The organism is Ignavibacteriota bacterium, assembly GCA_016218045.1.
Lineage (GTDB): Bacteria > Bacteroidota > Ignavibacteria > SZUA-365 > SZUA-365 > JACRFB01.
In genome coordinates this window covers 20288-33638 of the sequence record JACRFB010000043.1, presented here as the reverse complement: position 1 = coordinate 33638, position 13351 = coordinate 20288, and the positions used below count along the sequence as shown (strand labels likewise).

The following is a 13351-nucleotide window of genomic DNA, read 5'->3' as shown; positions in this document are numbered from 1 at the left end:
GGCTTCTGCTACCACCAACGCGTCTCGATGCCGGAAACGACCACTCCGAACCGATCACACGTGGAAAAACGATCACTAGAACATCCATAACGAAGCGATACACGAACGATTTTTCTGTCAACTTTTTTTAGGACGAGACATAGGAGTTAGGAGCTGGGAGTTGGGAGTTGGGAAAAATGGGAACAGGAGACAGTCACTGTGTGAGTTCATGTCTCCTGTTTTCCGTTTCCTATTTCCTATCCTCTAGTTCCCAGTTCCCAGTTCCTCGTTCCCAGCTCCTAGCTCCTGACTCGACTCATACAAATGACACGGGCGGAGTTTCGGGAGAACTACACGCGACGGGCTTACGCGATAGACTTACGCGACGTGCGCGTGTTCCCACTGGTCCGCGAAGGTGGCGCCCGCTTCGAAGGCGCGGAGGTTCGCGTCGACGACGGCCTGTCCCTTGCGCTCGAAGATGGTGCGGATCGCGTCCATGAGATCCTCGACCGGAAGGCCCACGTGCGTGGATGCCGCGCCGAGGAGCACAATATTCACCGCCTTGGCGGTGGCGACTTCGCGGGCGATTTTCTCGCCGTCGATGAGCACACTGTGCGGCAGATGTTCGATGCGTTCCCACACCTTCTCGTACTCGGGGTAGTTCGGCACGTTGACGAAGGGCTTGCGGTTCGCGATGACCCAGCCGTCGGGTTTGAGGAAGGACACGTAGCGCAGCGATTCCATCGGCTCCACGCTGATGATCAGATCGCAGCGCCCTTCGGGGATGAGGTCGGAATGCACCTCGGTGTCGCCGATACGCAGATGCGACGAGACGTCGCCGCCGCGTTGTGACATGCCGTGTACTTCGCTCTGTTTCAAGTACAGGCCTTTCTGTACCGCGGCATATCCGATCACGGTTGCGATGGTGAGGATGCCCTGTCCGCCGACGCCGGCGAGAATGATGTCGCGTTTCATTGTTTCTTCGCCTCCTTTCGTGTGTCGGCAGCGGTCTGTATACATTCCCGTCTCTGAATGACAACGGAGACGCCGGGATATTCGAGTTCCTTCATGATCGCCTGGACGTTGCTCTCGTGATTGCGGTGCAGCGGTTCCAGCACGAGGATGTGCTCGCGGGGCACGCCCACGCCCGCGCAGATGTCCTCGAGCTTGCCGCGCGCATGCGAGGCCTGACCGCCGGTCATGCCCGTCGTCTCGTTGTCGACGATGAGCACGGTGATGGGCGAGTTCTCGATCACGGCGTCGAGCAGGCCGGTGATGCCGGAGTGCGTGAATGTCGAGTCGCCGATGACGGCGATGGCGGGGACAAGGCCCGCGTCGGCCGCGCCCTTGGCCATCGTGATGCTGGCGCCCATGTCGACGCAGGAGTTGATGGCGTTGAACGGCGGGAGCGCGCCAAGCGTGTAACAGCCGATGTCGGAGAACACACGGCCCTCCTCGTACACCTGCAGCGCCTCGTTGAGCGCGTCGAAGGAGTCGATATGCGGGCAACCCTTGCAAAGCTCGGGCGGGCGAGGCACAACCACGTCGGTCACCACTTCGCCCGTGTGCACCTCGCGGCCGAGGGCCCGCGCAACGATGTTCGGATTGAGTTCGCCCGCGCGCGGGACGACGCCGTCGAGGCGCCCGCGGATCTTGCCGCTTTCGTCGAGCACGCCGCGGAGCTGCTCCTCGACAAAGGGCGCGCCCTCCTCGAGGATGAGGATCGTGTCACATTCGTCGAAGATCCGCTTCATGTGGAGCTTGGGAATCGGGTACTGCCCGATTTTCAGAATGGGGTGCGGGCAGCCGTCGGGGTAATTCTCGAGAAGGTAGTTGTATCCGAGGCCGCAGGCCACGATGCCGAGCGAGCGGTCGGGTCCGTCGATGTACGCGTTGAAAGGCGAGTTCTGCGAATCCTCGTCGAAGGCGATCTGTTTCTTCAGCAGCGAGTCGTAATTCTTTCGCGCGATGGACGGGAGCAGCACGAACTGGCGTTTGTTCTCGGGCAGCTTCACCTCGTTTTCACGGCGCACGTCGCGCATCGCCACGCCCGCGCGCGAATGCGCGAGGCGGGTTGTGATGCGTATGAGCACCGGCGTCCCGTATTTCTCAGACAGGTCGAAACCGTAATGCATCGCGTCGTAGGCCTCCTGCTGATTGGAGGGCTCGATAGTCGGAATCAGCGCAAACTTCCCGTAGTAGCGCGAGTCCTGCTCGTTCTGCGACGAGTGCATCGACGGATCGTCGGCGGAGACGACGAGAAGTCCGCCGTTTGCGCCTGTGATGCCCGCGTTCACGAAGCCGTCGGCGGCCACGTTGAGTCCGACGTGTTTCATACACGCCATCGCGCGCTTGCCCGCGTACGACATGCCGAGCGCCGATTCCATCGCGGTCTTTTCGTTGGCCGACCACTGCGAGTGGACGCCGCGTTCACGGGCCTCCGTCGATCGCTGAATGTATTCGGTGATTTCCGTGGAGGGTGTGCCTGGATATGCGTATACGCCGGAAAGGCCGGCGTCGAGAGCGCCTTGGGCGATGGCCTCGTCCCCGAGCAGCAGCGTGCGGTTCATGTGCGTTCCTCGATCAGATTGTATGGTGGGGAGAAGATGAAGCGGAGTGGACGGTGGGAGCGGATGCGGACAGCCGACCGAACCTGTCCAGAAAAATACGAGCGACGCTGTTCTTTTCCTACCGGCACATGGTCGCGTCGCGGGACGATTCCCCGCGAGTGATGGGATTCCCGATTTGCACGCGGGCACCCGAGGGGCGCGATTGATGTTCTGGTCGAGGAACGGTGTACATTACCGCCGCACGCCGCACATCCATCACCGACACGAAGCACTTCGAAACTCCCGTGCCCTCCACGCGCCTTTACACGCCCACGTTCTTTCTCGGTTTCAGCTACAACTTCATCCTGGCGTTGCATTTCACGAACAACGCCATGTATCCCCTGTTTGTCCGCAGCGAGGGGGGAGGCATCGCGCTGGTGGGCCTTTTTATGGGCATGTATTCCGTGGGCGCGGTTGCGGGGAGGCCGCTGGTCGGGTATCTCATCGACCGCTTCGGTGCCACACGCGTTCTGATGCTCGGGAGTTTGTGCCTGAGCCTGCCCGCGCTTGGATACGTCGCCCTGTTGGGACAGGGATTTCCGTTGCTGGTGTGGCCCTTGCGCATCCTGCAGGGATTCGGGTACGGCGCGCACTTCTCGGCCACCTTCACGTTGGCCGCGCAGATCGCGCCGCCCGAGAGGCGCAACGAAGCCATCGCCATGTACGGTGTGTCGGGGCTTGCGGGCGCGATTGCGGGTCCGCCGCTCGGTGAATGGTTGATCGCGTCGCTGGGCATCGCCGCCTTTTTCTATGTGATGGCCCTCATCGGCGTGCTTGCAACCGCCGTAGTATCGTTTGTGTGGCTCGAGCGCAAACGCGCCGGCTTCCCCACGCCGCGCGAGGTGATCCGCGCCCTGAGCACAAAGGAAATGCGTTTTGTGGCGGTACTCGCCTTTCTACTCGCGGTGGCATACTCCTCACCTCAAAGTTTTTTGGCGACGGTCGCGGCCGAGCGCGGGCTCGCGCAGTTCAGTTTCTATTTCGCCGCGTGGGGCGCGGGCGGGGCACTCATCCGTTTTGTCGGCGGGAGCTGGGGCGACAAACGCGGGCTGCGCCGCGTGCTGCTCCCGAGCTTCGGCGTCTACGCGGCCGGACTTCTGCTCCTCTCGTTCGCCCCTTCCACACCGGTGCTCGTCGCGGCAGGCCTGTTCACCGGGGTTGCGCACGGCATCGCCTTTCCCGCCGTGGCATCGCTCGGCTACGCCATGGCGCCCGAACGTTTCACCGGCAGCGCCATGGCGTTGGTCACGGGCATGATGGACGTGGGTGCCGCGGCCAACGCGCTTGCCATCGGCGCACTCGCCGAAGGAGTCGGGTACTGGATTGTGTTTCCTGTCGCAGCCCTCGCCGCGGCGACGGCGATGGCGCTGCTGTGGGCAAGCATCCGGCTGCATCCGGCGCCGATCCGTCCGCGACACGAGAGTTGACTCCTCGGTTCTTGACATTCCATACCGTTCGCTCTACATTATTACACACAGCGGCGCCATCCACCAATCAGCCCGCAGCCATGCCACTTTTCATCCACCATACGAGGGAACAGTCATCATGCGCCGCTTAGCGACGGTATTCATTCTCATGCTCGCCGCGTCGAACCTTGCTGCTCAGACGGAACAGAAGGCGCCGGAGTACGGCTGGAACAACACACTCGTCGCGGGACTGAACGTCACGCAGGTGAGTCTGCAGAACTGGGTGCAGGGTGGCGAGAACACGCTCGCCTGGACCCTGGCCGCCAACGGAAAATCCCTGTACACACAGGAAAGCTACGTCTGGACCAACACGCTGAAGGTCATGTACGGCCAGACAAAGATCGGATCCAAACAATTCGAAAAAACGGATGACGAACTCTTTTTCGAGAGCATCCTGGCGTACAACGTGGGCTGGAAGGTGAATCCGTTCTTCGCGTTCACCGCGCGCACACAGCTCGCCCCCGGATTCAAGATGCTGAAGGACGCGAACGGTGTGGATGTGCGCACGCAGACCTCCGCGTTTTTTGATCCGGGCTATCTGATGCAGAGCGCCGGATTCACCTACGCACCGTCGGAGCAGTTCGCCACACGTCTCGGTGTCGCCGTGAAGGAGACCTTCTCGTCGGAATACGCCCGTTTCGGATACACGGGCGATCCCGCCAAAACGACGCGTGTACAGACCGGCATCGAATCCGGCACCTCGATCAAGGTGCCGATCATGGAGAACATGATGTACACCTCGCAGCTCAACATGTTCTCGGCATTCGACAAACTCGACGTGTGGGACGTGCGCTGGGACAATTCCATCACGGCGAAAGTCAACACCTACATCAACGTGTCGCTGAACGTGCTCGTGGTGCACGAGATTGCGCAGACCCGCAGAACGCAGATGAAGCAGGTTCTTGCGCTGGGTTTGAGCTACACAATATTCTGATGCGTACCATTAACGGAAGGAGAACGTCATGCTGAAAGAGTTCAAAGAATTTGTCATGCGCGGCAATGTGTTCGACATGGCCGTGGGTATCATCATTGGCGCCGCGTTCGGGACGATTGTCACATCGCTCGTGAACGACATCATCATGCCCCCTATAGGCATTCTGCTCGGCGGAGTCGATTTCGCAGGCTTCTACATTCTCCTGAAGGAAGGTGCCGCGGCCGCGGGTCCGTACGCCGATCTGAAAGCCGCGAAGGCGGCGGGGGCCGTGACACTGAATTACGGACAGTTCATCAACACCGTGATCAGTTTCCTGATTGTCGCGTTTGCGATATTTATGCTCGTGAAGGCCGTGAACAAGCTGAAGCGCGAAACACCTCCCGCGCCGCCGGCTCCGGTCGAACCGCCCGAAGAAGTGCTCCTGCTTCGCGAGATCCGTGACAACCTGAAGAAATAGTCCGCACCGCCTTCACCGGCGACCGTCGTGCCGCAGCGTCTCACACTCACACCGCAACGGCGCGAAATCCTCATCGTGGCGCTCCTGACACTTGTGTCGGGAGCGCTGCGCATGTACGGCCTGGGTGCGAAGGACCTCTGGCTCGACGAGGCCAGCAGTCTCTTTTTCGCGAGGTTGCCGTGGTCGGATCTCACATCGGTGCTGCAACGTGTCGACCAGCATCCGCCCCTGTACTACGCCATTCTGCACATCTCTCGCGTGTTCGGTGAGAGCGAGGCCATGCTGCGCGCGCCGTCGGTGTTGTTCGGCGCCGCGGCGCTGCCTTTTGTGTATGGCGCCGCGCGGGCCACGGGAGGCCGCCGCGCGGGAGTGGCCGCCGCGTTGCTTTTTGCGCTTGCACCCGCGCAGATCCGGTACGCCCAGGAGGCCCGCATGTACACCTTGCTCGTGTGCGGCATCGCCGCGGCGCTGTGGGGTGTGCTGCGCCTCGCGCGTGAGGCGGGGAAGGGGCGCCTGTCGTCGTGGACGGGAATCGTCGCGGGTCTCGCGCTCGCGTTACACGCGCAGCACAGCGCGCTGCTGCCCGCGATGTTGACACAGATCGCGCTCGGCCTCGTCTTCCGTGCGCGTCCCGCGGCTGAGCGATGGGCGTTCGCGCGCCGTTGGGTATTCGCCTGCGCATCACTTGGTGCGTTGTGGCTGCCGCTGGCCCCGCTGTTTTTTACGCAGGCGCGGCAGGTTGCCACCGATTTCTGGATTCCTGTGCCCGACGCGGCGTATGTGCTGCGCTCGCTGGCATTTGTCTACGCCGCCTATGCCGACCTGCTTGGCGTACCCGGTGCTGTGGTCCTGCTTGTCTGTGCCGGGGCCGGTTTTGCCGGGTGGGCGGTGCTGCGTAGGCGCGCCGCGCTGCAGGTGCGGATTCTGCTGTTGATACAGGTGGGGGGGCCGCTGCTGCTGTTGCTGATAAGTCTGTGGAAGCCGGTGTTTGTCGGACGGGCCCTGTTGTGGAGCGCGCTCCCGTTGTACATCGCGGCGGGCTGCCTCGCCGCGCCCGCCGCGCGAAGCTGGGTGCGCATGGCGATAGTATGCGCGGTGGCGGCGCTGCAATGCGTCGGACTCGTGGCGTACCATCGCGAGTACCGGAAGGAGCCGTGGCGGGAGGCGACAACGGCGGTTGTGCGCGGCGCCCGCGAGGGCGATCTCGTGCTGTTCCATACACCCACGGGCCAGATTCCCTTCACGTATTACGCGGGCGACCGCGCGCGGCGGCTGCGGCTGGCGGGAATACCCGCGACACTGTTCGACGGCGGCTGGGAACCGCGCATGGATGCGCACGCCGCGACCGCGGCGCGGGCGCGGTGTGCGCGGGAACGGCGCGTCTGGCTCGTGTACACACATTTCGAATACAGCGATCGCGGCCGCCTCCTGCCCGCGGCTCTGCGTGAGAACTGCGTGCAAGAGGAGACGCGGGACTTTGGTCCGATCTCGGTCCGCAGCTACAGCTACCCTCCCTGATGCGGCCGTCTCGCGGTTGCAAGTTGTTCCGTTTGGTGTATATTGCCGTGATACTGTGCCACATTACAGCGGGCCTAACGGGATTGTACATTGCCCGTGGTGCCTGTCCATAACTTCAACGCCAAGGTTTCCCCGTATGCAGGACACGTCACTCAAGATACTTGTTGTTGATGATGAGCCTGATCTGGAATTGTTGATTCGCCAGCGTTTCAGGAAAAAGATACAGCAGAAGGAATTGGAGTTCGTATTTGCGCCGAATGGTGTCGAGGCCCTCAACGTGCTCGAACGTGAACCGGACGTCGAAATCCTTCTCACCGACATCAACATGCCCCAGATGGATGGCCTGACCCTGCTCTCGCGCTTGCGGGAACAGGTCATCAATCCCATCCTCAAGTCGATCGTCGTATCGGCGTACGGCGACATGGAGAATATTCGCACCGCGATGAATCGCGGCGCGTTCGACTTCATCACCAAGCCGATCGATTTCAACGACCTTGAAATCACGATTGAAAAGACACGGACACTTCTCGGCATGCTCAAGCAGGCCGAGGTGACCCGCGAGCAGCTCATCGCCATCAGGCAGGAGCTGAGCGTCGCGCAGCGCATTCAGCAGTCGATACTTCCGCACGCCTTCCCGACCGATGGCACCGAGATGCGATTCGACATGTACGCGCACATGGAGGCCGCCAAACAGGTGGGCGGCGATTTCTACGATTTCTTCTTCCTCGACGACCAGCATCTCGGCGTCGTGATCGGGGACGTGTCGGGGAAGGGTGTTCCCGCCGCCATTTACATGGCGATGTCGCGCACGCTCATCCGTTCCACTGCACTCGGCGGCGTGACGGTGGCCGAATGTATGGCACACGTGAACGACGTGCTGAGTTCCGAAAGTGACTCGGGCATGTTCGTCACCGTGTTCTACGGCATACTCGACGTCCGCACAGGCGACTTCACGTACTGCAACGCCGGACACAACGAACCTTGCGTGCTGCAGCCGTCGGGCAAGGTCGAGATCCTGAAAGGCGCAAACGGTCTGGTGCTGGGCGTCATGAGCGGCATGCCCTACGAACAGCTCACCCTGCGCATGCAACCCGGCGACAGCGTGTACCTGTACACCGACGGTGTGACCGAAGCCATGGACGCGACGGGCGGCATGTACTCCGACGAGCGCCTGCTGGAAAATCTCGCCCTGCATACAGAGCGGGCTCCGGCGGACCTCGTCCATCGCATCCTCGACGATGTGCGCGGTTTCACAATCGGCGCCGCGCAGTCCGACGACATCACTTCCCTCGCCCTGCGATACCGCGGAAACGGCATCTGACCGGCCTCTCCGCACCCATCGAGCAGCATTTCCTCAGCACAGAAGCAGGAATACACACGTGGACGTCATTCTGGAAAAAAATACCGACGTATCCGTTATCAGGCTCGTCGGCCGCATGAACGCCGTGACAGTGAAACCGTTCGAAGAGCAGATGATGCAGTGCATCGGAGCGGGCGAGACGCGGCTGCTGGTCGATTTCACGGGCTGCGACTACATCGACAGTTCGGGCCTGCGCGTGCTGCTTATCGGCATGAAGCGGCTCATGGCCGGCGGCGGGAAAATGGCGCTCTTCGGCCTCAATCCGCATATCACCAAGGTCTTCACCATCGCGGGGCTCCATGTGGTGTTTCCGCTGAAGGAGACCGAGCAGGACGCGATCGCGGTCGTCTCCTGACGCCGTTCACGCGTCGGACGCGCTCACAATCACCATCTGAACCTCACATTTCAAGGAGTCTCAACGTGCGCACTACGGTCTACAATCACCGTCTCATTCCGCTCGTGCTCGTCGTCGCGGCAGCGACGGTGTTTTTCGCCTCCTGCAAGAAATCGGACGGCGACGAGGGGGGGCAGGCAGGACCCGGCGGACGGATGTGGAATTTCACGATCGTCAAGTTTGAAGAACTTCAGCAGACCGAGGACACCGAGCGCGGCCTGCGCGTGGGTTTGCGCGACGTCGGGCTTGTCGAAGGCAAGGACTTCGAGATCACCTCGATGAACGCCCATGGCGACGTGCCCGTGCTGCGCGGACTCTTCGACAAGGTTGCCGCGGGCAGCACCGACCTGCTCATTTCGCTGCAGACCTCCACGCTGCACACCGCCATCAAGCGCGTCGACAACACGCCGATCGTGTTCATGGTGGTCGCCAATCCCTTCGTCATTTCCACCGTGGGCGTCAACGACAGCGTCCATCTTCCGAATGTGACAGGCGTGTACACAAACACGACCTTCGACCGCATGCTCGGCTACATCAAGGAATGTATGCCGAAGGCCAAACGCATCGGCACGCTGTTCTCGTCGCTCGAGATGAACGCGACATACTATAAGTCGCAGCTCATCACCGCGGCCGCGAAACACGGCATGACCGTCGACGCCATCGACGTCAGCACCAAGGCCGACGTGGCACCGGCCGTCAATGCGCTCTGTTCACGCACGCCCGACGCCATCTGCCAGATCGAGGACAACCTGACGAGCGCCATGTTCCCGATCATCGCACAGACGGCCCGCAAGTACAACCTCCCCGTGTTTTCGTTCGTGAACGAACAGGCGCGGACAGGTTCGAGCATCGTGTTCGCGCCGGATTACTACGAGTCGGCAAAAGAAGCCGCCGAGACGATTGCGCAGATCATGAAGGGCACAAAAGTCGCCGCGATACCGTTCCGCCGCATCGACAAGTTCCATCTCATCGTCAACTCCGCGAACGCGAAGGCGGTCGGGCTGACCATTCCGCCATCGGTGCTCGCGCAGGCGGACTCCGTCATCACCCAGTAAGCGCAGACGAGTCACGGAGGCGCTCCGGCCCGCGATGGACATCACCGTACACCACGTCGAAGGCGAGGCCGAGCTGCGCCTTCGCGGGCGTCTTGACGCGCACTGGGCGACACATCTCACGCGCGAACTCGAGACGCTGGTGCGCGAGAACCGGCATGTGATCGTGCTCGATTTCCGCGAGGTCGATTTCCTCAGTTCGGCGGGCATCAGCGTGCTGCTGCGGTACTACAAGATGCTGCTCGGCATGCAGGGCGCGCTGCGCGTCGTGAATCCGTCGGACAATGTCCGCAAGGTGCTCGATCTCTCCGGCGTCACACAGTTTCTACTCGCCGGCAAGGAAGCGCCCGTGGCGAAGCAGGCGAAGGAGGAGGCGGCGACACGGCTCGAATCCGCCGCGGCCTCGTACCTCGTCTATCCGCTGGGCGGCCAGACAGGGCTTTCTTGCAGGCCCATCGGCAGGCCCGAGCTGCTCGCGGACGCCGCGTACACGCGTGACGACTGCACGAGCGTGCCGTATCCCTCCACCACCTTCGGCCTCGGCATCGGCGCCATCGGCGAGAACTTCGACGACTGCGCCGGTCGTTTCGGCGAGTACCTCGCGATGGGCGGGGCGGTGTTCCATCTTCCCGGCAACGGTGCGAATCTGCCCGACTACGACATCGCGCGGCGCTCCTTTGTTCCCTCGGTCCACGTGCTGTCGGGTGTGCTCCTTCAGGGCGCGTTCACGCATCACGCGCGATTTGAAACCGAGAATCACAGCGAGGCGCTCACCGCCTCCGAGCTGTTTCTGCGTTTGCACGAAACGGCGGGCGGCGGCACCGTCGGTTTTGTGGTGCTGGCCGAGACCTCGGGGCTCGTGGGCACCTGGCTGCGCCGGTCGCCGGTGCAGCCGGGCAGCGCGGTGTTTTCACATCCCGAAGTGCGCGAGTGGTTCGGATATTCGCTCGAACCCCTGCACGCGCGCAGTCTCGCGTGGGTGGTGGGCATCGTGGCCCGTGGCGAAGACGCGGCGTTGCGCCCGTTCCTGCGTCCGCTCGCGACCGGTTCCGACATCGTTGCGCACGCGCATGCCGCCGCTCTTTCGTATCGTCACGTTACAAAGGGCAAGCTCGACCTGCATCAGACCGTCGCCACCATGTTCGATCCCGACACATTCGACAGCGAGAGTTCGCTGGGGCTGCTGCATCTGATCAACGACGACCGGCCGTTCACCGGGCGCGGGCAGAGCGAATTTCTGCGCGGCGCCTGCTGGTTCGGTCCCGTCACATCGGTGAAGGGCTGACCGGCATGCTCGTCTACCTCGGTCCGCTCACGCTCGGCTTGATACTTGCGCTGCTTGGGCTCGGCGTGTACATCAGCTACAGGATTTTCAATTTCCCGGACATCACCGTCGACGGTTCCTTCTCGAGTGGCGGTGTGGTGGCTCTTATGGCCATCAAAAACGGAACCGATCCCGTCAGTGCTACGCTGCTTGGCGTGCTCGCGGGCATGATCGCGGGCTCAGTGACGGGCCTGCTGCAGACCCGCCTGCACGTGAACAAGATCCTGAGCGGCATCATCGTGATGACCGGCCTCTACTCCGCAAATTACTTCCTGATGGATTCGAGCGCCGTGGTGCTGATCGACGAAGCGTCGCTCAAGACACAGGCAGCGGACATCGGCGCGGCATTGTTTTCGGAATCCACACTCGCGGCCTTGAAACAGGCCGTGCTGCCCGCCGAGGATATTGTTTTTGCAGCCATGGTGCTGTGCATCGTTGCAGTGGTTTCCTTTGCGCTGTACGCGTTTCTCCGCACCAACATCGGACTGGCGCTGCGCGCATCGGGCGAGAACGAGCGCATGGTGCGCGCACTCGGTGTGAACACCAACCTCACGGTGCTCATCGGACTGGCGATCTCGAACGGGCTCGTGGCCGCGGCCGGCGCACTGTACGCGCAGGACGTCAACACGGCCGATCTCACAACCGGCGTCGGCTTCATCGCGGTGGGATTGACCAGCGTGATAGTCGGCCAGGTGATCGCGGGCAGAGGACGCCTGGCGCGCGCTCTAGCCAGTGTCGTGCTTGCCAGCGTGATCGTGCGCTATCTCGTGGCCGCGCTGCTGGCATTGGGCGTGGAGACCGACTACTTCAAGCTGATCAACGCCACCTTCCTGGTGCTGGTGCTCTGGCTTCCCGATGTACTGCGGAGGCGCGCGCGATGACGGAATTCCGCAACACGGGCGCGGCGTCCGCGACGCCCGCGACGCTGCTCGAACTCGCGGGTGTGCACAAGTATTTCAACCGCGGCACGCTGTCGGAAGTGCACGCACTGCGCGATGTGTCGCTCTCGATCGCGAAGGGCGAGTTCATCGTGGTGGTCGGACAAAACGGATCCGGCAAATCGACATTGCTGCAGGCGATCGCGGGCAGTTACGCCCCGGAAGTCGGGACCCTGCATCTGAACGGCATCGACATCACCCACTGGCCCGATTTCCAGCGCGCGCGCTTTATCGCCCGCGTCTTCCAGGATCCCTTCACCGGCACAGCCGCGGGACTCAGCATCGCCGAAAACTTCGCCATCGCGTCGCGGCGCGGCATCCGGCGCGGACTCGGCCGCGCGCTCAACACGCGCCTTCGCAGCGACATCGCCGCGCGTTGCCGCGCGCTCGGGCTCGGACTCGAGGAGCGTCTCGACGTCCCCATCGGAACACTGTCGGGCGGACAGCGGCAGGCGTTGACGCTGCTCATGGCCGTGTGGCAACAGCCCGAGATCCTGCTGCTCGACGAGCACACGTCGGCGCTCGATCCGCGCAGTGCCGAGCTGATCATACGTTTGAGCAAGGAGATCGTGACCGACGCCGCGATCACAACACTCATGGTCACACATTCCCTGCAGGATGCCATTAATCTTGGCGACCGTCTCATCATGATGCACCGCGGCAGGGTGGTGCACGACGTGTCGGGCGCGGACAAGCGTCATCTCCGCGTCCCAGATCTCATGCACTGGTTCGACGAGCTGCGGCAGATCGATCAGTTCGACGAAAGCACCGCCGACTTCATGCGGCGCGCGTACGTGTAGCAGTCTCACCGCCATCAGGATGCAGGCAGAGCATGACCTCCGATTGGATCTTACAGATACAGAACAGCATTCCCGAACTGACACGTGTTCACGCGTGGCTCGAGGAGATTCGTACCACACACGCGATCGGCGGCGGCGACGTCTTCGCCTTGACGTTGGCCCTCGATGAGCTGCTGACAAACACGATATCGTACGGCTACGACGATACCGCGTCGCACGACATCACGGTGACGCTGCGTGTGGATGACGGCCGCGCACACGTGTGCATCGACGACGACGCCCGCGAGTTCGATCCGTTGCGCGCCGAAAAACCCGACATCGACGCGCCGCTCGAGGAGCGCAGAATAGGCGGCCTCGGCATCCATCTTGTCACAACGATGATGAATCGTGTCGAGTACCGGCGCGAGGGTGGCCACAACGTCATCCGGCTGGAGCTGGTTCTGAATCCCGAGGGATAGCGGGACTGCCGTACCACACACATAATCCAAACATTCGCCTCATCCGTTCCTAACAGAGAATG

At 62.2% G+C, this 13351-nt stretch carries 13 protein-coding genes; 11 read left to right on the top strand and 2 right to left on the bottom strand.

Going from position 1 to position 13351, the window contains the following annotated elements; translation table 11 throughout:
• Window positions 1-357 precede the first annotated feature (357 nt).
• Complete coding sequence (locus HY962_11520; protein MBI5647551.1) at window positions 358-954, bottom strand: indolepyruvate oxidoreductase subunit beta; 597 nt, start codon at window positions 952-954, stop codon at window positions 358-360.
• Window positions 951-2549, bottom strand: coding sequence for an indolepyruvate ferredoxin oxidoreductase (locus tag HY962_11515; protein ID MBI5647550.1), 1599 nt, complete (start codon window positions 2547-2549; stop codon window positions 951-953). The genes HY962_11520 and HY962_11515 overlap by 4 nt, the downstream gene beginning before the upstream one ends.
• A 224-nt stretch (window positions 2550-2773) precedes the next feature.
• On the opposite strand from HY962_11515, the gene HY962_11510 reads away from it, so the two are divergent.
• From HY962_11510 to HY962_11460, 11 genes are all read left to right on the top strand, one after another.
• Window positions 2774-4015 (top strand): MFS transporter, encoded by a 1242-nt coding sequence (locus HY962_11510; protein ID MBI5647549.1) that lies wholly within the window; start codon window positions 2774-2776, stop codon window positions 4013-4015.
• A 118-nt stretch (window positions 4016-4133) separates the two neighbouring features.
• On the top strand, window positions 4134-4988 hold the full coding sequence (locus HY962_11505) for a DUF3078 domain-containing protein (GenBank protein MBI5647548.1): 855 nt from the start codon (window positions 4134-4136) through the stop codon (window positions 4986-4988).
• 28 nt (window positions 4989-5016) lie between these two features.
• Window positions 5017-5445 (top strand): large conductance mechanosensitive channel protein MscL, encoded by a 429-nt coding sequence (mscL, locus tag HY962_11500; protein ID MBI5647547.1) that lies wholly within the window; start codon window positions 5017-5019, stop codon window positions 5443-5445.
• Window positions 5446-5472: 27 nt separating this feature from the next.
• Window positions 5473-6963 (top strand): glycosyltransferase family 39 protein, encoded by a 1491-nt coding sequence (locus tag HY962_11495; GenBank protein MBI5647546.1) that lies wholly within the window; start codon window positions 5473-5475, stop codon window positions 6961-6963.
• Window positions 6964-7099: 136 nt separating this feature from the next.
• Window positions 7100-8284 (top strand): SpoIIE family protein phosphatase, encoded by a 1185-nt coding sequence (locus HY962_11490; GenBank protein ID MBI5647545.1) that lies wholly within the window; start codon window positions 7100-7102, stop codon window positions 8282-8284.
• Between the two features lie 58 nt (window positions 8285-8342).
• Window positions 8343-8678 (top strand): STAS domain-containing protein, encoded by a 336-nt coding sequence (locus HY962_11485; protein ID MBI5647544.1) that lies wholly within the window; start codon window positions 8343-8345, stop codon window positions 8676-8678.
• 65 nt (window positions 8679-8743) lie between these two features.
• Window positions 8744-9772 carry an ABC transporter substrate-binding protein gene (locus HY962_11480; GenBank protein ID MBI5647543.1) on the top strand — a complete coding sequence of 343 codons (1029 nt, stop codon included), beginning with the start codon at window positions 8744-8746 and terminating at the stop codon, window positions 9770-9772.
• A gap of 34 nt (window positions 9773-9806) precedes the next feature.
• On the top strand, window positions 9807-11054 hold the full coding sequence (locus tag HY962_11475) for an STAS domain-containing protein (protein MBI5647542.1): 1248 nt from the start codon (window positions 9807-9809) through the stop codon (window positions 11052-11054).
• A gap of 5 nt (window positions 11055-11059) precedes the next feature.
• Entirely contained in the window at window positions 11060-11974 is a 915-nt protein-coding gene (locus tag HY962_11470) for an ABC transporter permease (protein MBI5647541.1), read from the top strand.
• A gap of 44 nt (window positions 11975-12018) precedes the next feature.
• Complete coding sequence (locus HY962_11465) at window positions 12019-12831, top strand: ATP-binding cassette domain-containing protein (protein ID MBI5647540.1); 813 nt, start codon at window positions 12019-12021, stop codon at window positions 12829-12831.
• A gap of 32 nt (window positions 12832-12863) precedes the next feature.
• Window positions 12864-13289, top strand: coding sequence for an ATP-binding protein (locus HY962_11460; GenBank protein ID MBI5647539.1), 426 nt, complete (start codon window positions 12864-12866; stop codon window positions 13287-13289).
• Window positions 13290-13351: the final 62 nt, after the last annotated feature.

Coding starts and splice junctions, on each gene's coding strand:
- HY962_11490 (MBI5647545.1), top strand. CDS start 7,100: ATGCAGGACACGTCACTCAAGATACTTGTTGTTGATGATGAGCCTGAT.
- HY962_11470 (MBI5647541.1), top strand. CDS start 11,060: ATGCTCGTCTACCTCGGTCCGCTCACGCTCGGCTTGATACTTGCGCTG.
- HY962_11460 (MBI5647539.1), top strand. CDS start 12,864: ATGACCTCCGATTGGATCTTACAGATACAGAACAGCATTCCCGAACTG.
- HY962_11505 (MBI5647548.1), top strand. CDS start 4,134: ATGCGCCGCTTAGCGACGGTATTCATTCTCATGCTCGCCGCGTCGAAC.
- HY962_11475 (MBI5647542.1), top strand. CDS start 9,807: ATGGACATCACCGTACACCACGTCGAAGGCGAGGCCGAGCTGCGCCTT.
- HY962_11515 (MBI5647550.1), bottom strand. CDS start 2,549: ATGAACCGCACGCTGCTGCTCGGGGACGAGGCCATCGCCCAAGGCGCT.
- mscL (MBI5647547.1), top strand. CDS start 5,017: ATGCTGAAAGAGTTCAAAGAATTTGTCATGCGCGGCAATGTGTTCGAC.
- HY962_11520 (MBI5647551.1), bottom strand. CDS start 954: ATGAAACGCGACATCATTCTCGCCGGCGTCGGCGGACAGGGCATCCTC.